The organism is Streptomyces abyssalis (genome assembly GCF_001751365.1).
In the GTDB taxonomy this organism is placed as follows: Bacteria; Actinomycetota; Actinomycetes; order Streptomycetales; family Streptomycetaceae; genus Streptomyces; species Streptomyces abyssalis.
In genome coordinates this window covers 160,864-181,838 of sequence record NZ_LJGT01000038.1, presented here as the reverse complement: position 1 = coordinate 181,838, position 20,975 = coordinate 160,864, and the positions used below count along the sequence as shown (strand labels likewise).

General features: G+C 72.7%; 15 protein-coding genes. 9 read left to right on the top strand and 6 right to left on the bottom strand.

Annotation, left to right across the window (positions count from 1 at the left end):
- Positions 1 to 40: 40 nt before the first annotated feature.
- Positions 41 to 1,711: an aa3-type cytochrome oxidase subunit I gene (gene ctaD / locus AN215_RS08075; protein WP_070013268.1), complete on the bottom strand. Its 1,671-nt coding sequence runs from the start codon at positions 1,709 to 1,711 to the stop codon at positions 41 to 43.
- 255 nt (positions 1,712 to 1,966) lie between these two features.
- Between ctaD and AN215_RS08070 the strand changes: the two genes are divergently transcribed.
- From AN215_RS08070 to AN215_RS08060, 3 genes are all read left to right on the top strand, one after another.
- Positions 1,967 to 3,247 carry an FUSC family protein gene (locus AN215_RS08070; RefSeq protein WP_245694342.1) on the top strand — a complete coding sequence of 427 codons (1,281 nt, stop codon included), beginning with the start codon at positions 1,967 to 1,969 and terminating at the stop codon, positions 3,245 to 3,247.
- A 500-nt stretch (positions 3,248 to 3,747) separates the two neighbouring features.
- Positions 3,748 to 4,191, top strand: a complete 444-nt coding sequence (locus tag AN215_RS08065) for a DUF2267 domain-containing protein (protein WP_338057912.1) — start codon at positions 3,748 to 3,750, stop codon at positions 4,189 to 4,191.
- 204 nt (positions 4,192 to 4,395) lie between these two features.
- Positions 4,396 to 5,535 (top strand): NAD-dependent epimerase/dehydratase family protein, encoded by a 1,140-nt coding sequence (locus AN215_RS08060; protein WP_070013270.1) that lies wholly within the window; start codon positions 4,396 to 4,398, stop codon positions 5,533 to 5,535.
- 40 nt (positions 5,536 to 5,575) lie between these two features.
- Here the strand turns inward: AN215_RS08060 and AN215_RS08055 are convergent, their stop codons facing one another.
- Positions 5,576 to 6,283, bottom strand: a complete 708-nt coding sequence (locus AN215_RS08055) for a CBS domain-containing protein (RefSeq protein ID WP_070013271.1) — start codon at positions 6,281 to 6,283, stop codon at positions 5,576 to 5,578.
- A gap of 252 nt (positions 6,284 to 6,535) precedes the next feature.
- On the opposite strand from AN215_RS08055, the gene AN215_RS08050 reads away from it, so the two are divergent.
- Positions 6,536 to 8,383: a sensor histidine kinase gene (locus AN215_RS08050; protein WP_070031130.1), complete on the top strand. Its 1,848-nt coding sequence runs from the start codon at positions 6,536 to 6,538 to the stop codon at positions 8,381 to 8,383.
- Between the two features lie 688 nt (positions 8,384 to 9,071).
- Here AN215_RS08050 and AN215_RS08045 read toward each other — a convergent pair.
- Positions 9,072 to 9,776, bottom strand: a complete 705-nt coding sequence (locus AN215_RS08045; protein WP_070013273.1) for a response regulator — start codon at positions 9,774 to 9,776, stop codon at positions 9,072 to 9,074.
- 202 nt (positions 9,777 to 9,978) lie between these two features.
- Between AN215_RS08045 and AN215_RS08040 the strand changes: the two genes are divergently transcribed.
- Positions 9,979 to 10,545 carry an Rv1733c family protein gene (locus AN215_RS08040; protein WP_070013274.1) on the top strand — a complete coding sequence of 189 codons (567 nt, stop codon included), beginning with the start codon at positions 9,979 to 9,981 and terminating at the stop codon, positions 10,543 to 10,545.
- Positions 10,546 to 10,630: 85 nt separating this feature from the next.
- Here AN215_RS08040 and AN215_RS08035 read toward each other — a convergent pair whose 3' ends face one another.
- The 3 genes from AN215_RS08035 to wrbA all read right to left on the bottom strand — a co-directional run bounded on the left by AN215_RS08035 (position 10,631) and on the right by wrbA (position 14,796).
- The gene (locus AN215_RS08035; protein ID WP_070013275.1) at positions 10,631 to 11,683 is read right to left on the bottom strand and encodes an Acg family FMN-binding oxidoreductase; all 1,053 of its coding nucleotides are present in this window, start codon (positions 11,681 to 11,683) and stop codon (positions 10,631 to 10,633) included.
- 332 nt (positions 11,684 to 12,015) lie between these two features.
- Complete coding sequence (locus AN215_RS08030; RefSeq protein WP_070013276.1) at positions 12,016 to 13,848, bottom strand: glycoside hydrolase family 3 protein; 1,833 nt, start codon at positions 13,846 to 13,848, stop codon at positions 12,016 to 12,018.
- A gap of 303 nt (positions 13,849 to 14,151) precedes the next feature.
- Positions 14,152 to 14,796: an NAD(P)H:quinone oxidoreductase gene (wrbA, locus tag AN215_RS08025; RefSeq protein ID WP_070013277.1), complete on the bottom strand. Its 645-nt coding sequence runs from the start codon at positions 14,794 to 14,796 to the stop codon at positions 14,152 to 14,154.
- A gap of 805 nt (positions 14,797 to 15,601) precedes the next feature.
- On the opposite strand from wrbA, the gene AN215_RS08020 reads away from it, so the two are divergent.
- The 4 genes from AN215_RS08020 to AN215_RS08005 all read left to right on the top strand — a co-directional run bounded on the left by AN215_RS08020 (position 15,602) and on the right by AN215_RS08005 (position 20,974).
- Positions 15,602 to 16,618, top strand: coding sequence for a sigma-70 family RNA polymerase sigma factor (locus AN215_RS08020; RefSeq protein WP_070013278.1), 1,017 nt, complete (start codon positions 15,602 to 15,604; stop codon positions 16,616 to 16,618).
- Between the two features lie 305 nt (positions 16,619 to 16,923).
- Positions 16,924 to 17,685 (top strand): DeoR/GlpR family DNA-binding transcription regulator, encoded by a 762-nt coding sequence (locus AN215_RS08015; RefSeq protein ID WP_070013279.1) that lies wholly within the window; start codon positions 16,924 to 16,926, stop codon positions 17,683 to 17,685.
- Positions 17,682 to 18,812, top strand: coding sequence for a 1-phosphofructokinase (pfkB, locus tag AN215_RS08010; protein WP_245694341.1), 1,131 nt, complete (start codon positions 17,682 to 17,684; stop codon positions 18,810 to 18,812). The genes AN215_RS08015 and pfkB overlap by 4 nt, the downstream gene beginning before the upstream one ends.
- Complete coding sequence (locus AN215_RS08005) at positions 18,809 to 20,974, top strand: PTS fructose transporter subunit IIABC (protein ID WP_070013281.1); 2,166 nt, start codon at positions 18,809 to 18,811, stop codon at positions 20,972 to 20,974. Before pfkB ends, AN215_RS08005 begins: the two co-directional genes overlap by 4 nt.
- Position 20,975 lies beyond the last annotated feature (1 nt).

Sequence of the window (20,975 nt, the reverse complement as noted above, 5' to 3'; positions counted from 1 at the left end):
GATGTGGCGGGCCCGCGGGGGCCGCAACTCGGGCCGCCGGTCACGGCGCTGGTGGCGGCGTGCCTGAGTCCTCCGGGTGGTGGAGGTCGAAGGCCGGGGACTCGGAGCGGATGCGCGGCAGCGCGTCGAAGTTGTGCCGCGGCGGAGGGCAGGAGGTGGCCCACTCCAGGGAGCGCCCGTATCCCCACGGGTCGTACACCTCGACCTTCGGCGCGGAGACGGCGGTCCGCCACACGTTGTAGAGGAAGGGCAGCGTCGACAGGCCGAGGATGAACGCGCCGATGGTGGAGACCATGTTGAGGGCGGTGTATCCGTCGGCCGCCAGATAGTCCGCGTACCGGCGCGGCATCCCCTCCGCCCCGAGCCAGTGGTGGACGAGGAAGGTGGTGTGGAAGCCGGTGAAGAGCGTCCAGAAGTGGATCTTGCCGAGGGTCTCGTCGAGCATCCGCCCGGTGAACTTCGGCCACCAGAAGTAGAAGCCGGCGAACATCGCGAAGACGACCGTCCCGAAGACGACGTAGTGGAAGTGGCCCACGACGAAATAGCTGTCGGTGACGTGGAAGTCCATCGGCGGCGACGCGAGCAGCACGCCCGTCAGGCCGCCGAAGAGGAACGTGACGAGGAAGCCGACGCTCCACAGCATCGGCGTCTCGAAGGACAGCGAGCCGCGCCACATCGTGCCGATCCAGTTGAAGAACTTCACGCCGGTGGGCACGGCGATCAGGAACGACATGAAGGAGAAGAAGGGCAGCAGCACCCCGCCGGTGGCGAACATGTGGTGCGCCCAGACGGTCACGGACAGACCGGTGATGGCGATGGTGGCCCCGACGAGACCGACGTACCCGAAGGCCGGTTTGCGGCTGAAGACGGGGAAGATCTCGGTGACGATCCCGAAGAACGGCAGCGCGATGATGTAGACCTCCGGATGGCCGAAGAACCAGAACAGGTGCTGCCACAGCAGGGCGCCGCCGTTCGCCGCGTCGAAGATGTGCGCCCCGAACTTGCGGTCCGCCTCCAGCGCGAACAGCGCGGCGGCCAGCACGGGGAACGCCAGCAGCACCAGCACGCTCGTCAGCAGGATGTTCCACGTGAAGATCGGCATCCGGAACATCGTCATTCCCGGCGCACGCATGCAGATGATCGTGGTGATGAAGTTGACCGCACCGAGGATCGTGCCGAAGCCGGAGAGCGCCAGGCCCATCACCCACAGGTCTCCGCCGATGCTGGGGGAGTGGTCCCCGTCGGAGAGCGGGGTGTAGGCGAACCAGCCGAAGCTCGCGGCGCCGTCGGGCGTGAGAAAGCTGATGACCGAGATCAGGCCGCCGAAGACGTAGAACCAGTACGACAGCATGTTCAGACGGGGGAAGGCGACGTCCGGCGAGCCGATCTGCAGCGGCATGATCGCGTTGGCGAAGCCCGCGAAGAGCGGCGTGGCGAAGAAGAGCATCATGATCGTGCCGTGCATCGTGAACGCCTGGTTGTACTGCTCGGCGGAGATCAACTGCATTCCCGGGCGGGCCAGTTCGGCCCTCATCGCCAGCGCCAGCAGACCACCGAGGAGGAAGAAGACGAAGCCGCTCGCCATGTAGAGAGCGCCGATCTTCTTGTGGTCCGTCGTCGAGAGCCACACGACCAGCACGGCGCCGGGCTTGCGGCGGCGGCTCCCCGCCCGCCGTGCGTCCTGCGGCGGCGGTCCGGTCACTACAGGCATTGCGCGGCCCTCTCGGTCACTGTCCGTCCCGTGCGCCGGCAGGACACCGGCTGCGGGTCCGGCGGTTCGGGCACCGCCGGACGCCAGGACGTTCGTACCGTCCGGCCCGCAGGAACGCGGCATTTCACCCGTACGTGGGCCGTTCGCGGAGGCCGTGCGACGTCGGTCACACCGGGGACGGAACCGGCGGCACGCGGGTACGCGGGGGCCCGCCCGGCGATCAGCCGAAACCGTCGAACACTTCAGGGGGCATCCGTGGCGCAGGCCCAGGCCCAGGCCCGGGGGCAGGCCCAGGACCAGGCGTCCGCACCGTCACAGCCGGCACCGGTGGCGTCGCAGGGGCCTGCCGCACGCGCGTCGCAGTGGCTGCGCAGAGCGAGGCACGCGAACGGCCAGGAGCGGCACACGCTGACGCTGATCGCCAAGTGCACGCTCGTCGCGAGCATTTCGTGGGTCATCGCGCACGTCGTGATGAGGGCGCAGATGCCCGCGTTCGCTCCGTTCTCGGCGGTGCTGATCATGCAGATCACGGCGTACAAGTCGGTGCTGCAGGCGCTGCGCTACGTCGTCGCCGTGACGGTGGGCGTGTCCCTCCAGGGGTTCTTCGGCGCCGTGGCGGGCCCGAATCTCGTGAGTTTCGTACTCGTCGCCCTGGTCGCGGTGACCATCGGGCGGTGGGGGCGGCTCGGCGAGCAGGGTCCGCAGGTCGCGACGGCCGCCTTCTTCGCCTTCTCCACCTACGCGGCAGCGGCCAGCCAGAGCCAGGGCCTCAAGGAGCTCGGGCAGATCGTCCTGCTCGTCCTCATCGGCTGCGGCGTGGGCGTGGTGGTGAACGTGCTGGTGCTGCCGCCGATGCGCTACCGCAGCGCGGAGCACGGCATACACGCCCTGGGCCGGAGCCTGTCCGACCTGGCGTCGGACATCTGCGCCGCCCTCCGCGAGGGCGAATGGGACAAGGAGCGTACCGAGCACTGGCGCCGCCGCGCCAAGCAGCTCGGGCCCATGGCCGCCCAGGCGCAGGCGTCCGTACGCACCGCCTGGGAGAGCACCTTCTACCATCCTCGCCGGCTGCTGCGGCGGCACCGCGGCAGCACCTCGTTCACCGCCTATCAGCAGCTCGCCGACGCCCTGGAGCGGGTCACCCACCAGATGGCGTCGATGACGCGCAGCTTCGACCAGTGGCACGAGGCCGGTGAGAACCGGGATCACCGCGAGTTCATGGAGCGCTACGGGGACTTCCTCGCCTGCTTCGCGGACATCGCCGGGATCTTCGGCCGTCTCGACGAGGACAGGCTCACCGGGCAGCTGCGGGAGCTGCGCGCGGCCGACGAGGAGGCGCGCGGGGCACGCGACCGGCTCGCCGACGCGGCCGAGAACGGATCGTCGCTGCCGCTGAGCGACCCCTCCCGGCCCTTCGGGATCCTCCTGGCGGAGGCCGTACGGCTGCTGGACGAGGTCGAGCACACCTGCCAGGTGATGGAGCAGGCCGTCGGAACGCCGGCCCCGCGTGCGGAGGCGGCGAAGTGCCCGGCGTGAGCGGCCGGTTGCCTGGACCGGCCATGCCGGCGGTCGGGCACCGGCTCCGGATGGCCGGGATTCAGCCGCCGACCCGGTGCCGGCCAGGGAGCCGCCGCGCCGGACCGGGGGACTGCCGGCGGGTGCGCCGGACCTGTCCGACCCCGCGGTCAGTCCGCTGAACGGCAGCATGGCCGGGCTTCCCCCGCCCAAGGACTTCGCCGGTACCCGAGGGACTTCGCCGTACCCGGGAGGTCCCGCTCGCCGATGGGCGGAAGGCGCGGGAGCAGCTGCTCGCGCGCTCCGGACGGGCAGGCGGGCGGACGTGACACCGGAAGCCCGACGCCCGACAGCGGGTGTGTCGGAACCGCCGCTCGCGGTCACCCGGGCCACGGGGACGGACGGCCCGGAAGCGGACGGCCACGGACGGAACGGAACGTGCGGACCGGAGGCCCCGGCCCGTACGGACCCCGACCCGAAACCGGTCCGCGGACCACCGGGACGGAACCGAACCGGAGGGGATGGCAGGAGCGATGCGCTACGAGGACTTCACCGGACAGGTGCAGGCACGAGCCGACCTCGGGAGCAGGCAGGCGGCGGAACAGTCCGTACGCGCGACCCTGGAGACCGTCGGGGAGCGGGTGCCCGACGGGGTCGCCGCGCACCTGGCGGCACAGCTCCCGCACGAGGCGGCCGAGTCGCTGCGCCGCGTCGTCGCCGTACACGAGACCTCGCCGCATGAGCGCGCCGAGGGGCGCGTCCGCGGGGAGCGCTTCGACCTGCCCGTCTTCGCCGGGCGGGTGGCATGGCGGGCTGAGACGTCCGAGGAGGAGGCCCTGCGCCGCGCGGGCGCGGTCCTGGAGGTCCTCGACGCCGCCGTGGCGCCCGAACTGATGCGGAAGCTGGAGGACGTCCTTCCGGCGGACATCCGTGACGTGCTGCCCTCGGGGCGCGCGAGCGGCTGAACGGTACGGCGGCGAGGGCGGGCGACCGACGGACGAGACGACCGACGAACGAGACGACCGACGAACGAGACGAACCACGAACGAGACGAACGACGAACGAGACGACGTACGGACGGCGGACGGCCCGACGCGACGCCCGCACCGACGGGCACCTGGCGGACGTTCCACGAACGGGCGACGAACGGGCGACGAGAGGAACCCCTGATGACTCCTGACCCCTCCACCGAAGGCACAGGCGGCACGTCGGCCGCGGGCGCGGGCGGCGCCGGGCTGCGCGTGGTCGTCGTCGGCGCCACCGGCAACGCCGGTACGAGCGTGGTGCGAGCCCTCGCCGACGACCCGCAGGTCGGCTCCGTGCTCGGCGTCGCGCGCCGCACGCCGGGCTGGTCGCCGCCGAAGACGACATGGGCCTCAGCGGACGTCGGCCGCGAAGATGCCCAGCGGGACGGGCGCTCCGACGGCCTGACCAGGCTCTTCCGCGGCGCCGACGCGGTCGTGCACCTCGCGTGGCTCTTCCAGCCGACGCACCGTCCCACCACGACCTGGCGCACCAACGTGCTCGGCAGCCTCCGCGTCTTCGCCGCCGCAGCGGAGGCGGGGGTGCCCGCACTGGTGCACGCCTCGTCGGTGGGTGCGTACTCGCCCGGGCCGAAGGACCGTCAGGTGGACGAGAGCTGGCCGACGCACGGCTGGCCCGAGGCCGCCTACTGCCGCGAGAAGTCCTATCTGGAGAGGGCGCTGGACAGCTTCGAACTCGACCACCCGGACATCCGCGTGGTGCGCATGCGTCCCGGCTTCCTCTTCAAGGAGGAGGCGGCGAGCGAGCAGCGCCGCCTGTTCGCGGGGCCGTTCCTGCCGCAGCGCCTCGTACGGCCGGGACTGGTGCCGCTGGTGCCCGGCCTTCCCGGTCTGCGGATGCAGACGCTGCACACCGACGACGCCGCCCAGGCCTACCGCCTCGCCGTCACCGGCACGGCGCGCGGCGCCTTCAACCTCGCGGCCGATCCCGTCGTCGACGCGGATGTGCTCGCCGGGCTGCTCGACGCCCGTGTCGTACGGATGCCGCTGCGGCCGGTGCGTACGGCGCTCGCGGCGGGCTGGCACTCCCATCTGCTGCCGGCTTCCCCGCACCTCTTCGACGCCGTGCTGCGGCTGCCGCTGATGGACACGGGACGCGCGAGGCGGGAGCTCGGCTGGACGCCGCGGTGGACGGCCGACGAGGCGGTGGCGGCCTTCCTCGGCGGACTGCGGAACGTGGCGGGGACGGACACGCCGCCCCTGCGGCACAAGCTGCGCGGCGGCCGCCTGCGGGAGCTGCGGACGGGCGTGGGAGAACACCCCTGACCAGCGGCTCAGCTCCCGCCGGCGCCGAACGGCCGGCGGCTCAGCTCCGGCCGGCGCGTGACGGGCCTCCTGTGGGCGCGTCGGTCAGGTACGCCAGGTGGTTGCGGACCTCGACGACGCCGTACACGCCCCACGTCAGCCGGTCCACGAGCGGCAGCAGGGCCCGGCGCTCGACGATGCCCTGGAGCGTCACGCGGCCGTCGGTCACCGTGACCCTCACCTGAGTGGGTCCGATGCCGAGGGTGCGGTCCAGGACGTCGCCCGCGATCTCCTGCCGTACGGCACGGTCGGGCCGTACGAACACACGCAGGAGGTCCGCCCTGCTGAGGAAGCCGACGAGCCGGTCCGTACCGTCCACGACGGCCAGCCGTTTGACGCGGCGGCGGTCCATGGTGCGGGCGGCCTGCGCGACGGGCCAGCCGGGGCGGGCGGTGACCGCGGGGCTCGCCATGATCTCGCCCGCGGTCACGGCGGCGTACGACGGCCGCCTGCGGGAGGCGGGAGCGGGGCCGGGACCGGTGCGGCGGGGAGCGTACGGACCGGGGCCGCCGTCCGCCCGGACGGTGGGCACGGCCGCGCGCAGGTCTCCGCGGGAGACGACGCCCACGGGGCACCCTTCGTCGTCGACGACCGGGACGGCGGTTATGGCGTGCTCGTCCAGCAGCCTGGACACCTCGCCGGCGGCGGTGCCGCGGTGGACGCGGACGCCCGGCTCGGCCATCAGCTCGCCGACGGTGCGGTTCGGCATCGGCCCCACCTCCCAGGCCTTCCCCGGCTCACCCGAGCTGCCCGAGGTCCCAAGCCCTCCCCGAGGTTCAGTGTCCGCTCGGGACGGTGCGTGAAGGAGGGGCGGAGGAGTCCCGATGTGCCGCCGGTCGTCCCGTACGCGCGGGGCCGCCCGGCCGCCGGGGACGGCCGCTCCGGTGCCGTTCGGCCTATTCAGCGGCTACTGTTTGGACTAGAGAAACAGACAATTCCTCCCAATCCGTGCGGAGGGCCGATGAGCAACAGCGGCGCTGTGCATGACATGGACGGCGGAGGTCCCGGCCATCTGCCCCGTATGCAGCTCGACGACCTGCTGGAGGAGCTGCAGGTGCGGATCGATGCGGTACGCGGCACACGGGACCGCATCCACAGCCTGCTCGACGCGGTGCTCTCCGTCGGCCGGGAGCTGGAGCTCTCCCAGGTGCTGCGGCGGATCGCCGAAGCCGCCGTGCTGCTCGTCGACGCCGAATACGGCGCACTCGGAGTGATCGGGGAGGACGGAAACCTCTCCGAGTTCATCCCCGTGGGCGTGACCGAGCAGGAGGCCGAAGCGATCGGCTCGCTGCCGACGGGTGGCGGACCGCTGAGCGAACTGGTCCGGAACCCGCTGCCCGTGCGGCTGCCCGAGCTCGGCCGGCATCCGTCCTCGCCGGGCTCTCAGCCGGACAGTCCCTCGATGCGTTCCTTCCTCGGGGTGCCGATCCGGGTACGGGACGAGGTGTTCGGCAACCTCTACCTCGCCGAGAAGCGGGACGCCGGGGAGTTCGACAGCGAGGACGAGACGGTGCTGTCGACCCTCGCGGCGGCGGCGGGCGTAGCCATCGAGAACGCCCGGCTCTACGAGGAGGCGCGCTACAGCCAGCGCTGGATGGAGGCGAACGCCGAGGTCACGCGGGCCCTGCTGTCCGGGGTCGGGGAGCGGCGCGTACTCGGGCTGATCGTGGAGCTGGCCCGCACCATCCTCTCCGCCGATCTCGGCGTCCTCGCGCTCCCGGAGGAGGGCGGGCGGGCCCTCCGGGTGGCGGTGGCAGCGGGCACGGACGCCGAGCACCACAGGGGGCTGCTGCTGCCCCGTGAGGGCTCCTTCGCGGGTGCCGCGATGGACGCCGGGAAGGTCACCACGAGCGCCGACGTGGAGCACGATCCGCGGATCACGGCCGGACCGCCGCGCTGGGCCGGGCTCGGCCCCGCCGTGGCGGTGCCGATGATCGCCGAGGACGCCGCCAGCGGCGTGCTTCTCCTCGCCCGCGCCAAGCCCCGCCCGCCCTTCGCCGAGCCGCAGATCGCGCCGCTGAGCGCCTTCGCCGGGCAGGCGGCAGTGGCGATGGAACTCGCGGAGCGGCGCCGTGACGCCGAGCAGATCACGCTGCTGGAGGAGCGCGACCGCATCGCCCGGGACCTGCACGACCTGGCGATCCAGCGGCTGTTCGCGACGGGCATGACGCTGCAGAGCGCCGTACGTTTCGTGGACCACCCCAAGGCGGGCGAGCGGCTGCTGAGAGCCGTGGACGACCTCGACGCCACCATCAAGATCATCCGCTCGACGATCTTCGGGCTGCGCGCGCACGACAACGACTCGGGCGGCGAAGGCTTGCGCAGCCGCGTGACCGAGGCGGTGCAGGACGTCTCGTCCGCGCTGGGCTTCACGCCCGTGCTGCGCATGGAGGGCCTGCTTGACACGGATGTGCCGGACGGGGTCGCGGACGAGGCCGTGGCGGTGCTGCGGGAGGCCCTGTCGAACGTCGCGCGGCATGCGGGAGCGAACAGGGTTGAGGTGGCGGCGGAGACGACCGGGGAGGCGTTCACGCTCACCGTCGCGGACGACGGCACCGGAATTCCGGAAGGCGCTCACCACAGCGGGCTGCAGAACCTGGCCGACCGCGCCGAGCGCCTGGGCGGCGACATGCGCCTCGGCACGCCCTCCGGCGGCGGTACGAGAGTGACGTGGCGGGTTCCGCTGACCGGCACCGGAGCGGGCGGCGCCACGGGAGAGCCGGCGAACGGCGGCCGGCCGGCGGAGCCGGGCGAGCCGGCCGACGGGGCGGAGGGCTCGATCGGACGGATCGGGCCGGTCGGCGGCTGAGCGCGGCTCCTCGGCGGCGGGCCGTCGGGCGGGCGCGGGCGGGCCGGGTGCCCGGGGCGGCGGTCTGCGGGCTCGGCCCACCGGCCGGTGGGGCGGCGCCCGCGGCACCAAGCGGCACCCGGCGGCGCCCGGGCCCCTCGGGCGCTGGGGCCATCAATGGCGGCGGTGTCCGTTCCGCTCCTGCGCGTGCGCCTGCGTCGCGAGCACGGCCCGCCTGCATGTGCCGAGCCCGTCGGGCTCAGCGTCGGGCGGGGCGCGGGCGGCCGGGTGCCGGGAGGGGTAGTCGGTGGCCTGGCCCCCGGCCGATGGGGCAGCGCCCCCGGGAGACGTGAGCGGCCGGCGGAGCCGGCGAGCCGGGCGACCGGGCGGGGTGACTGTGAGCTGCGAGGCTGAGCGGGGCTCCTCGGCGGTTGAGCGTTGGGCGGGCCGGTGCCCGGGGGCAGTCTGCGGTTTCGCCCCCACTGGCCGGGGGAGCCGGGCGACCGGGCGGGGACTGTGGGCTACGGGGGAGAGCGGCGCTCCTCGGCGGCGGGCCGTCGGGCGGGCGCGGGCGGGCCGGGTGCCCGGGGCGGCGGTCTGCGGGCTCGGCCCACCGGCCGGTGGGGCGGCATCGGCGGCGCCAGGCGGCGCCCGCGGCACCAGGCGGCGCCCGGCGGCGCCCGGGCCGCCCCCCGCGGCGCCGGGCCCGTCAGTGGCGGCGGTGTCCGTTGCGCTCCTGCGCGTGCGCCTGCGTCGCGAGCACGGCGGCCTGAACGCGCCGCTCCACGCCGAGCTTGGCCAGGAGCCGCGAGATGTGGTTCTTCACCGTCTTCTCCGACAGGAACAGCCGGTTGCCGATCTCCTGGTTCGTCATCCCCTCCCCGATGAGGTCGAGGATGTCCCGCTCGCGCGGCGACAGGCCCGCGAAGGCGTCGTCCTTGCCGTCCTCCTCGCGGGCGTCCGGGCCGCGCAGGCTGCCCATGAGCCGGGCCGTGGTCGCCGGGTCGAGCATGGACTGGCCCGCCGCGACCGTGCGTACGGCCGAGACCAGGTCCGAGCCTTTGATCTGCTTCAGGACATAACCCGAGGCGCCGGCCATGATCGCGTCCAGCAGTGCCTCGTCGTCGTCGAAGGACGTCAGCATCAGGCACGCCAGTTCCGGCATGCGGGAGCGCAGCTCACGGCAGACGGTCACGCCGTCGCCGTCCGGCAGCCGCACGTCCAGGACTGCGACGTGCGGACGGAGCGCGGGCCCGCGGGCCAGCGCCTGCTCGGCGGTGGCCGCCTCGCCGATCACGTCGATGTCGGACTCCGCCTCCAGCAGGTCGTGCACGCCGCGCCGTACCACCTCGTGGTCATCGAGCAGCAGGACCCTGATGGGGTTCTGCTCGGAGTACGTCCGCAGTTCGCTCATGTCGCACTGCTTCCCCTCGCAACGGGTGCTGCCCGCATCCTCGCCCCGCCGGGCACCGCCCGAATAGGGCCGAACGGCCCCAGGCGGGCAGCGGAGGGGGCCACTCGTACCACCATCGGTGGACCTTCCGGCCCCCTTAGCGGGCGGCCCGCCGGTCACCTCGCTCACGTGTCCGGTCTGCCGTCGTGAGGGGAGTCGGCACATGAGGACGAGGAGATGGCTGTGGCGCTGGCGGAACAACCCGCTCAAGCGCCGCTCCGACCGTGCCGAGGCGTGGGCGGGGCTGGCCGCCGGGCTGATCATGGCGGTGACCGCGCCGCTCACGGGTGCGCTGGCCTCGGACGCCGTCGCGGGCAACCTCCGCGACCAGCCGGGCCTCCACCGGACGTCCGCCGTACTGCGTGAGGACGCGCCCACGACGGACGGCGTCTCGACCGTCTCCGACGACCCGACGGTGCTCACCGAGGTCAGCTGGGAGACCGCGGACGGCCGCTCGCGGTCCGGCCGGGCGCCGGTCGAGACGGGCACGCCGGAGGGCACACGCGTCCAGCTGTGGCTGGACGGGCGGGGCATGCCGCACCAGCCGCCGCCCGACGCGACCGAGGTGAGCGTCGAGAGCGGCGCCGCGGGAGGCGCCGTCGCGGTGGGGACCTGCTTCCTCGTGGGAAGCGGCGCGTGGGTGGTGCGGCGCAGGCTGGACGCCGGACGCGACAAGGACTGGGAACGGGAGTGGGCCACGGTCGGTCCGAGATGGAGCAAACGGGACTAGCGCCGGGTCCGGCCGAGCCCCGGATTCCCCTCGGAACGGAGCCGAGTCCCCTCGACACGGACTTGAGTCACGGGACGGACCCGAGTCACGGGACGAACTCGAGCACTTCCCCCACCGGGCGGCGCGGCGTCGACCGCCCCAGCGATCCGAACCCCAGGCGGACCACCATCTGCACGGGGCCCGCGCCCCACACCGGATCGCGCAGCAGCCATCGCAGCTCGGAGCGCTCCAGCGCCTGCGTGGCCAGTGAGGTCGCCAGTCCCTCCCGCGTGGCCATCAGGAGCATCCGCTCCATGGCCTGCCCCGCCACCAGCCAGTCGGCCGGATGGTCGTGCTCGGTGCACAGCAGCCCGAGATGCGGCATGTGCTCGAATTCAGCCGTACCGGGGCCGGAGCCCGGATCCTGCCCCGGACCGGAACCCATGCCGGAACCGGGATCAGAACCCGGGCCGGAGTCACTCCTTCCGCGGGCGAAGTCCCGCACCGGCGCCCTGCCGTCTCCCTTGCGGGGGCCGAACCTGTACTCCGGCACGCCGTCCGCGACCGCGTCCGAGAGCTTCACGCCCGTACGCACCCACCTCTGCTCGTCGGGGTCGCCGGTGCGCGCCGAGCTCAGCTCCGCCTCCTCGATGACGTCGAGCACGAGCGACAGGTGCCAGCCGGAGAGGAACTCCAGCACCGCACCCTCGGCGCGCGCCTGCTCCACCAGCACCTTCGCCAGCGCGGCCGGTATCGGACGTTCCGCGAAGGGGTAGCGACTCGTGCGCCGCTCCGCGATCGCCGTGTACAGGAGCGGCAGGTCCGGGTCGAGCGCCCCGGCCGTCTCCCGCAGCGACAGGGCCGCCAGGGTCTGCCGGTCGTCCGGGTCGGGCAGCAGCGTGACGACGGGACGGAATCCGGCGTTCTGCGCCGCGACCCGCAGATTGAACAGGGCCGCCCCGCAGCCCAGGTGCAGCGCACGCAGCTGCGGATCGGCGAGCGGCATGGCGCGCTCCGCGTCCATGCGCAGCGTCAGGGCCTCACTGCGGCGGCTGTAGCGGAAGGTCCACGGCTGCGCATTGTGCATCGACGGCGCCATGCATGCGTCGCGGACAAGGCTCTCGACCACCTCGCCGCGTGCGAATGAGGTGGAAGGCATGAGCTCTCCCTGTGCTTCTCTCCTCGGCGTTACTGGCATGAGCCGCCGGTCGCGGCTCCGGACCCCGGCGCCGGGCACCGGTCCGGGCCGCGTGCGCGTTCTCACCCGCCAGCCTCCTGCCGGCGCGGGACGGCGCCGAGGGCCCGGGAGGTCCCGATGAAGGGCCGAACGTCCCCTTGTGACGGGAGAGCGGCCGGTGGTGCGCACAGAACGTCGTGCGCACAGCACAGCGCCCCGTCCACCGGAAGGGCTCCGGTTCCGGTGGACGGGGCGCTGCCGACCGGCCGGCTCTCCGCGGCCGGGCGCGTCGGCCGCCACGCGGCCGGGCCCTGTCAGTAGCTGAGCCCGTGCCCGAATTCGTAGAGCGTCCCCTCGTCCTCGTCGAGGGCCGGGATGCTGACCGGCAGCTTGCCGCTCGGGTTCACGTCCCCGTACAGCGCGCGTACGACGGAGTCCAGCGACGGCTTCCCGTACGAGAACGTGGCGAGGCAGGCCGGCACGCCGGGGAAGCGGCGGATGTCGTAGGCGTTGCGCACCGCGACCGCCACGACCGGCTTGCCGGTCTTCACCAGCGCCTTGACCAGATCGGCCTGGGCGGCGCCCTTGTCCTTGGCGGACGCGGCGGCGTTGGTCAGCACGACCGTCACGTCGTGGTCGCCGGCTGCGGTGACGGCGTCCTCGATCTGCGTCGCGCCGGGCGTCGCGCCGGTCGCCAGCGCGGTGGCCTCCTGGCCGGACCGCTCGCCGACCGTACGGGCGAGGATGCCGACCCTGTCGGTGTCCCAGCCGGTGACGAGCACGGTACGGGCTCCCGGGGAGAGGGGCAGCGTGCCGCCTTCGTTGCGTACGAGCGTGACCGTGCGGTCGGTGATGCGGGCGGCGTCCGCGATGTGACGCCGGCTGCCGACGACGCGGGCGGCCCGGTCCTCGTCGACGTACGGACGCGGGAAGAGGCCGCCGCGCAGCTTGTGTTCGAGGATGCGGAGCACCGACGCGTCGACCCGGTCCTCCGGCACGTCGCCGCTCTCGACGGCCTTGAGCACGGCGGCGTGCGCCGTGTCCGCCTTCGGCGCGAGCACGAGCTGGTCGCAGCCTGCTTTCAGGGCCCGTACGGGGGCGACGTCCGGCGGGAAGTCCTCGGTCGCGCCGCCCATGTCCAGGGCGTCGGTGACGATCAGGCCGCGGAAGCCGAGCTCCTCGCGCAGCAGCCCCGTCACGATGGGCTTCGACATGGTGGCCGGGACGCCGCTGGAGTCCAGGGAGGGGACGACGATGTGGGCCGTCATGATCGTGTCGACGCCGCGGGCGATGGCGGCGCGGAAGGGCGGCAGGTCGATCTTCTCCAGCTCTTCGCGCGTGTGCTTGATCACGGGAAGGCCCGTGTGGCTGTCGACGTCGGTGTCGCCGTGACCGGGGAAGTGCTTGGCGGCGCTGGACACTTCGCCGCGGTGGTAGCCGCGCACGGACGCGGCGACCAGGTCCGAGCAGAGGGCCGGGTCGGAGCCGAAGGAGCGGACGCCGATGATCGGGTTGTCCGGGTTGATGTTGACGTCGGCGACGGGCGCGTAGTTCTGGTTGATGCCCATCGCGGCCAGCTCGGTTCCGATGATCTCGGACGAGCGGCGGACGTCGCCGCGTGAACGGGCCGCTGCCAGCGCCATGTTGCCCGGCAGCTGCGTGGCCGGCTCCAGCATGCGGTAGACGACGCTGCCGCCCTCCTGGTCGATGGAGACCAGGAGGGGAATGCGGGCGCCGGTGCGGAGGGCGGCGCGCTGAAGGCCGTTGGAGAGCCCGGCGATCTGGCGGGGCTGCTGGAGGTTGTCGGGGCCGCGGCGTGCGTCGAAGTAGATGACGCCGCCCGGGCGGTACTTGGCGACGACCTCCGCCGGCGTCGAGACCCCGTACAGCTCCTTGTTCTTGTCGTGCGCGGAATCCGCCGACTTCCCGTAGACCTCGACGACGAAGAGCTGCCCGATCTTCTCCTTCAGCGACATGCGCCCCAGCAGGGCGCGGGCGGCCCGCCGCGTACGCGCGTCGTCGGCGGCCGTGGCCGCGTGCGCCGTGCCGGACGGGAGGGCGGTGGCCGCCGCGATGCCGGCTGCTCCGGCTGCTCCGGCGAGGATCTGTCTGCGGGTGGTGGACTGCGGTGGCGGCGTCTGCTGCATACGAGTGCTCCTCACAGGGGGCCACATGGAGCCGGGCATACGGGCCTACAGGCATACGGGAGCGCACATCGTTGCAGCGGGGCGTATGGAGGGCCAGACGCCGCGCTGATGTTCATCGGTCCAGACCACTGGCGGACGGGGTGCCCCTCACGCGTGGGCGTGCGGAGCGTGGGCGGCCCCGGGCGCGGGCCGGGGCTCGGTCCGGTGCGGGCGGGGTTCGGGCCGGGTTCGGTCCGGTGCGGGCCGGGTCGGTCCGGGTGCTGGCGCGGTCCGCGCGGGGCGCGCCGCCCCGCACGGGTCGGGTCAGACCGCGAGCCCCTCCTTCAGTCCCCGGGCGATGCGGACCACGCGTTCGGTCTGCACCCGCGCAGCCGTACGGGCGGTATCGCCGACCGGGTTGTCGCCGTGGGCGTCGGTGTGCGAGGTGCCGTACGGGTTGCCGTCCACGAACTTCGACGGGTCGGTGTATCCGGGGGCGACGACGATGCCGCCGAAGTGGTGGAAGGTGTTGTAAAGGGCGAGCAGCGTCGACTCCTGGCCGCCGTGCGGGGAGGCGGAAGAGGTGAATCCGCTGTAGACCTTGTCGGCCAGCCTCCCCTGCGCCCACAGACCGCCGAGCTGGTCGAGCACCTGCTTGAGCTGGGACGAGACGTTTCCGAAGCGGGTAGGCGTACCGAAGAGTACGGCGTCGGCCCACTCGACGTCGTCGGGGGAGGCCTCGGCCGTCCCGGCGGTGGCCTGCTGGTTCTCGGCCCACGCCGGGTTGGAGTCGATCGCGGACTGCGGCGCCAGTTCGGGTGCGCGGCGCAGCCGGACCTCGGCGCCCGCCTTCTCCGCGGCTTCGCCGATCTCCCTGGCGAGGGCGGCGACGGTGCCGGTCGAGGAGTAGTAGATGACGGCGACCTTGAGCTGGGCAGAGGCGGCGTCGGCCGGAGTCGGGGTGCTCATGGAACTCCTGTCCAAGTGACTTGCGGTTTCTCTGTGCTGCGGTGCCACCGGCACGCGTTTGTACACGTCCCTCAGCGCGGGGAGTCGTTGAAGTCGCAACTTCCCCGTCCTTCGGCAGTCAATCACTGTGACGCCGGCCCCGGTCGGTGCGAGTGGTGCGAGTGATGCGGGCGATGTGACTGTCTTGCGGCGAGGTGGGCCGTGTGAGTGATGCGAATGGTGGCCGACAGGCAGGGACGCGGTTTCCGTGGCCCGGTCGGAGATTGGCCGGATGCGGCCCCGCCGCTTCCGCATCGGGCCCTGAGGTCCCGCGTCCGGCACCCGCGGGGCTCGCGAACTGCCTGAGAGCCGCCTTTTTCCGTGCAATCCGGCCCTACGTGCAACCAATCGCGCCTCAAGGCCGTCTGTAGGGGGGAGAGCGGTCAGTCACGCTTGCCCGGCAGGCGTGACGAACGGTGCCGATGACGGCGGACGGCTCGCCGCACGGATCCCGGATCCCGGAGCACGGGCCTCGCCCCGGACGACGGATCGGCCACGGAGTCCCGGACTCCCGGACTCCCGGACTCCACGCGGCGCCTTCGGATCATCCCCCGGCACCCGCTCCGACCAGTGCCCCAAGGCCCCCATCCGCCACAGGCCGCTCCCTGGCGGCCGGACAGGGTACTGCATGATCAGGAAAATGACGCGGCGGTTGGGAATTAAGTCCGGTTTCCGCTCGTTGTTTCCTACGGATGGGGGCACCCGGGCAGTGCCCGACCCAAGCCACCGACCAGATTGATTTGAGTCCACTCGCAAGGGAGCACGCATGGCAACCCGTGCCGTCGCCCGTCGTCAGGCCGCCGCGACCGGTGCCACTGACACGGCAAGCAGTGTTCGCGCCGCAGGCAGCGAAGTCGCGGACCGCGACCTGGTCGGCATGTATCTCGACGAGATCGCCCGTACACCGCTGCTGGACGCGGCAAAGGAAGTGGAGCTGTCCCTCGCCATCGAGGCGGGGGTATACGCCCGGCGAATACTGGACAAGGACGAGGAGCCGCTGAGCGGCGACTCCGCGAGCGCGACCGCGACCCGCGAGGAGCTGGAAGCGATCGTCGCCGAGGGGGAGCGCGCCAAGGACGTCTTCATCCGTTCCAACCTCCGTCTCGTCGTGGCCGTGGCCCGGCGGTATCCGCGCAGCGGACTGCCCCTGCTGGACCTGATCCAGGAGGGCAACGCCGGCCTGGTCCGTGCCGTCGAGAAGTTCGACTACCGCAAGGGCTTCAAGTTCTCCACGTACGCGACGTGGTGGATCCGCCAGGCCATCACGCGCTCCATCGCCGACCAGTCCCGGACGATCCGGCTTCCCGTGCACCTTGTCGAGGAGCTGGGGCGCATCCGGCGCGTCCAGCGCGAGTTCAACAGGGAGCACGGGCGCGAGCCGGAGCCCGAGGAGGTCGCGGCCGAGCTGAGCTCCACGCCCGAGCGCGTCGTCGACGTACTGGACTGGGCACGTGACCCGGTCAGCCTGAACATGTCCGTCGACGAGGAGGGTGAGACGCAGTTCGGCGACCTGCTGGAGGACACCTCCGCCGCGTCGCCCGAGCAGTCGGTGCTGACGCTGCTGCGCCGCGAGGAGCTGGACGGGCTCATCGGCCGTCTCGACTCCCGCACCGCCTCCATCATCAAGGCCCGTTACGGCATGGTCGACGGGCGGGAGCGGACCCTCACGGAGGTGGGCAAGCAGCACGGGCTGACCCGTGAGCGCATCCGGCAGATCGAGAAGCACGCCCTGCTGGAGCTGAAGAAGCTCGCGTCGGACACCGGCTTCGACGCGGCCGCCTGACGGGCGACAGAAGGACAACCGCACAGAGTGAACAGCGGCTCGGCTCGATGAGCCGCTCCCAGGACGAGTCCCGGTGCCTTCCCCCGAGCGCCGGGACTCTTCTCTTGCCCCGGCCCCTGGCGCCCGGGCGTCCGCGCGTGGCGAGTGCCTGTCCGTACGCCGTAGCCGCGTCGTAGCCCTACGTCCGTACTCCGTAGGTCCGTACGTGTCTGTTCGCATGCCCAGGTGTGTTTACTTTCGGCGCATGTGCTCGTAACGTGCCCGCGAAGTCACACGTTCGGGCAGCGGAACGGAACTGAAGTCACATGTACGCACCGGAGCGCCAGCAGGAGATCCTCCACCTCGCGCGTGAGCGGGGCCGTGTGGAGGTGCTCGCGCTCGCGCAGGAGTTCCAGGTCACGGCCGAGACCGTCAGGCGCGACCTGAAGGCTCTTGACCGGGCCGGCGTCATCCGGCGCGTGCACGGCGGCGCCATCCCGGCAGGCCGGCTCGACTTCGAGCCCGATCTGAACGAACGCGAGGCCTCGGCCCCGGACGAGAAGGACCGCATCGCGCAGGCCGCCCTCGGCGAACTGCCCTCCGACGGCAGCGTTCTCCTCGACGCCGGATCCACCACCGGGCGCCTGGCCGCGTCCGTACCCGTCGACGCGGCGCTCACCGTCGTCACCCACGCCCTCCCGCTGGCCGCCCGGCTGGCCGACCATCCGGGCATCGACCTGCACATCGTCGGCGGGCGCGTACGCCACCGCACCCGCGCGGCGGTCGACGCATGGGCCCTGCGCACGTACGGAGAGATCAACGCCGACCTGCTCTTCCTCGCCACCAACGGCTTCTCCCTGGAGGGCGGACTCACCACCCCCGATCTCGCCGAGGCGGCGGTCAAGCGCGCGGTCATGGGAGCGGCGCGACGGGTCGTGCTGCTCGCCGACTCCACCAAGTACGGACGCGAGCACTTCGCCCGCTTCGGCGGCCTCGACGACGTCGACCTGCTCATCACCGACACCGGCCTCAGCGCCGACGACGCCGAAGCAATCGAGCGCAAGGGTCCCCAGGTGAGGCGCGTATGAACGACGACCGGACCGGCGACCGTACGGGTGGTCGGGCCCGCGACGGGATGGATGGCCGGAGCGGCGGCGGGACCGATGCCAGGAGCGGCGGCCCGTCGGCTGATGGACGTGTGCCCAGGGCCGTCGTCACCGTCACCCCCAACCCGAGCCTTGACCGTACGTACGAGGTCGACCGTCTGGCGCGGGGAGCCGTGCTGCGCGCCGCCGCCGACCGGGTCGACCCCGGCGGCAAGGGCGTCAACGTCTCACGTGCCCTGGCCGCCGCCGGGCGGAGCACCGTCGCGGTGCTGCCGCTCGGCGGGCCCGAGGGAGCGCTGCTCGCCGAGTTGCTGGGGCGGCGGGGCATCGAGGTGGCGGGCGTCCCCGTACGGGAGTCGACCCGTGTCAACATCTCGCTCGCCGAGCCCGACGGCAGCCTCACCAAGATCAACGCCGCCGGTCCGGAGATCAGCTCCGACGAGGCCGAGGCGCTCATGGAGACCGTGGGGGAGCGCGCGGCAGGAGCCGGCGCCGCCTGGATCGTCTGCTGTGGCAGCCTGCCGCGCGGACTGCCGCCCGCCTGGTACGCGGGGCTCGTCGCACGCGCTCACGAGCAGGGCATACGTATCGCCCTGGACACCTCGGGACCTGCCCTGTCCGCCGCCCTGCGGGAGCGGCCGGACGTCGTGAAACCCAACGCCGACGAACTCGCCGAGGCCGTCGGCCGCCCCCTCGCCACCGTGGGCGACGCGCTGAAGGCCGCCGAGGACCTTCGGCACGCGGGCGCCGGTGCGGTCCTCGCCAGCCTCGGAGCCACCGGGCAGCTGCTGGTCGACGCCACCGGCACATACTTCGGCTCCGCCCCGTCCGTAGCCGTACGCAGTGACGTCGGCGCCGGCGACGCCTCGCTCGCCGGCTTCCTCGCCGCGGGAGGTGCCGGTGCCGGTCCGCAGGCACTGACCTCGGCAGTCGCACATGGCCTGGCCGCGGTGCAGCTGCCGGGCAGCGCGATGCCGCGCCCGGCGGATCTGCACCCCGACGACGTCACCGTGACGACCGAACCGCCCCTGGACCACCCCCTGGGCCGGCCTCCGGGCCCGCCCCTGGGCCATGCCCTGCCCGACAGCGCCGATGGAGCCGTGCGATGAGTCAGTTGATCAACGCGGATCTGGTCGACCTCGACCTGGCCGCGGACACCAAGGAAGAAGCCGCACGTTCGCTCGCCGGGCGAATGCTCGCGGAAGGCCGCGTAACCGACCTCGAAGGGTTCCTCGCGGACGTCGCCGCCCGGGAGGCCCAGATGCCGACCGGCCTCGAAGGCGGCATCGGCATACCGCACTGCCGCAGCGCACACGTCACCGAGCCGACGCTCGCCTTCGGCCGCCCTGCCCGCCCCGTCGACTTCGGTTCCGCGGACGGGCCCGCCGACCTGGTCTTCCTGATCGCCGCCCCCGACGGGGCCGACAGCGATCACCTCGGCATACTCTCCAGCCTCGCCCGGCACCTGGCGGACGAGGACTTCACGGGAGCCCTGCGCACGGTCACCCACCCCGCGCGGGCCGCGGCCCTCATACGGGGCGACATACGGGGCGACACACCGTCGGCTGAAGCCGCATCAGGGGCAGTCGGCGCCGGAGCGGCCGGAGCGGCCGAAGGGGCCGGAGGAGCGGGAGGAGCGGGACGGGCCGGAGCGAGCGGGGCCGCGCCCGGAGAGCCGCCGTCTCCCGAGGAATCCCCGTCGGCTCAGCCGCCTGCGCCTGCGCCTGCTCCTGCGTCGGAGCAGGACAGTGGCGACGGCCGGGAGGGCCGCCCCTTCCGCATCGTCGCCGTCACCTCCTGCCCCACCGGGATCGCGCACACCTACATGGCGGCCGAGTCCCTGGAACGGGCCGGGCGGGAGGCGGGAGCCGAAGTCTCCGTGGAGACCCAGGGATCCGCCGGATTCGACCGCATCGACCCCGCGGCCATCGACGCCGCGGACGGAGTGATCTTCGCGCACGACGTGGAGGTCCGGGAGAAGGAACGCTTCGCGGGCAAGCCGACCGTCGACGCGGGAGTGAAGGCCGCCATCAACCGTCCCGCCGCACTCATCGCGGAAGTACGGGGCAAGGCCGAGCGCGGCGAGATCTCCGGGCCCGCCCGCACCGGCTCCCCCGTGGACGCCGCGGGCGAGCCCGGGGACGGCTACGGCACCCGGCTGCGCAAGTGGCTGATGACCGGCGTGAGTTACATGGTCCCGTTCGTCGCCGCGGGCGGTCTGCTCATCGCGCTCTCCTTCGCGATCGGCGGTTACGGGATCGCCGAGGCCAAGTCCGTCGCCGACCACTTCGCGTGGACCGAACTCTCCAGCTGGGCGGCCCTGTTCAACCAGATCGGCCAGCTCGCCTTCAGCTTCCTCGTACCGGTGCTCGCGGGTTACATCGCCTACGGCATGGCCGACCGGCCCGGCCTGGTGCCCGGTTTCGTCGGCGGCGCCGTCGCCGTCGAGATCGAAGCGGGCTTCCTGGGCGGCCTGGTCGCGGGCCTGCTGGCCGGCGCCCTGGTGATGGCGGTCCAGCGGATCGCGATCCCGCCGGTGTTCCGCGGCATCATGCCCGTGGTCGTCATACCCCTGCTCTCCTCGGCCGTCGTCGGCACGCTCATGTTCCTGCTCATCGGCAAGCCCGTCGCCGGTGCCCAGAAGGCCATGACGGACTGGCTCGGCGGCCTCACCGGCACCAACGCCGTCCTGCTGGGCCTGCTCATCGGGCTCATGATGTGCTTCGACCTGGGCGGCCCCGTCAACAAGGTCGCCTACACCTTCGCCACCGGGGGCATCGCCACCTCCGACCCCGGCAACGGAAGCCTGACCGTGATGGCAGCCGCCATGGCCGCCGGAATGGTTCCTCCGCTGGGCATGGCCCTCGCGACTGTCGTACGCGGCAGGCTGTTCACCACGGCCGAACGCGAGAACGGCAAGGCGGCATGGGTGCTCGGTGGCTCCTTCATCACCGAGGGAGCCATCCCGTTCGCCGCCGCCGACCCGCTGCGCGTCATCCCCTCCTCCATGGCGGGCGGCGCGGTGACGGGCGCGCTGACGATGGCCTTCGGGAGCACGCTGCGGGCACCGCACGGCGGTGTCTTCGTCGTGCCGCTCATCGGCTCCCCGCTGCTGTACCTCGTCGCGATCGCGGCGGGCACGATCGTCACCACGGGGCTCGTCCTCCTCCTCAAGGGAACCCGCTCCCGCGGGGATGCGGCCTCCCGCGGTACGGGCGGGCAGCCGAAGGACCGGAGCAAGGAACCGGCCGCAGCGACCGCGGCCGCCTGAG

Coding starts and splice junctions, on each gene's coding strand:
- ctaD (WP_070013268.1), bottom strand. CDS start 1,711: ATGCCTGTAGTGACCGGACCGCCGCCGCAGGACGCACGGCGGGCGGGG.
- AN215_RS08065 (WP_338057912.1), top strand. CDS start 3,748: ATGGCAGGAGCGATGCGCTACGAGGACTTCACCGGACAGGTGCAGGCA.
- AN215_RS08060 (WP_070013270.1), top strand. CDS start 4,396: ATGACTCCTGACCCCTCCACCGAAGGCACAGGCGGCACGTCGGCCGCG.
- AN215_RS08055 (WP_070013271.1), bottom strand. CDS start 6,283: ATGCCGAACCGCACCGTCGGCGAGCTGATGGCCGAGCCGGGCGTCCGC.
- AN215_RS08050 (WP_070031130.1), top strand. CDS start 6,536: ATGAGCAACAGCGGCGCTGTGCATGACATGGACGGCGGAGGTCCCGGC.
- AN215_RS08045 (WP_070013273.1), bottom strand. CDS start 9,776: ATGAGCGAACTGCGGACGTACTCCGAGCAGAACCCCATCAGGGTCCTG.
- AN215_RS08040 (WP_070013274.1), top strand. CDS start 9,979: ATGAGGACGAGGAGATGGCTGTGGCGCTGGCGGAACAACCCGCTCAAG.
- AN215_RS08035 (WP_070013275.1), bottom strand. CDS start 11,683: ATGCCTTCCACCTCATTCGCACGCGGCGAGGTGGTCGAGAGCCTTGTC.
- AN215_RS08030 (WP_070013276.1), bottom strand. CDS start 13,848: ATGCAGCAGACGCCGCCACCGCAGTCCACCACCCGCAGACAGATCCTC.
- wrbA (WP_070013277.1), bottom strand. CDS start 14,796: ATGAGCACCCCGACTCCGGCCGACGCCGCCTCTGCCCAGCTCAAGGTC.
- AN215_RS08020 (WP_070013278.1), top strand. CDS start 15,602: ATGGCAACCCGTGCCGTCGCCCGTCGTCAGGCCGCCGCGACCGGTGCC.
- AN215_RS08015 (WP_070013279.1), top strand. CDS start 16,924: ATGTACGCACCGGAGCGCCAGCAGGAGATCCTCCACCTCGCGCGTGAG.
- pfkB (WP_245694341.1), top strand. CDS start 17,682: ATGAACGACGACCGGACCGGCGACCGTACGGGTGGTCGGGCCCGCGAC.
- AN215_RS08005 (WP_070013281.1), top strand. CDS start 18,809: ATGAGTCAGTTGATCAACGCGGATCTGGTCGACCTCGACCTGGCCGCG.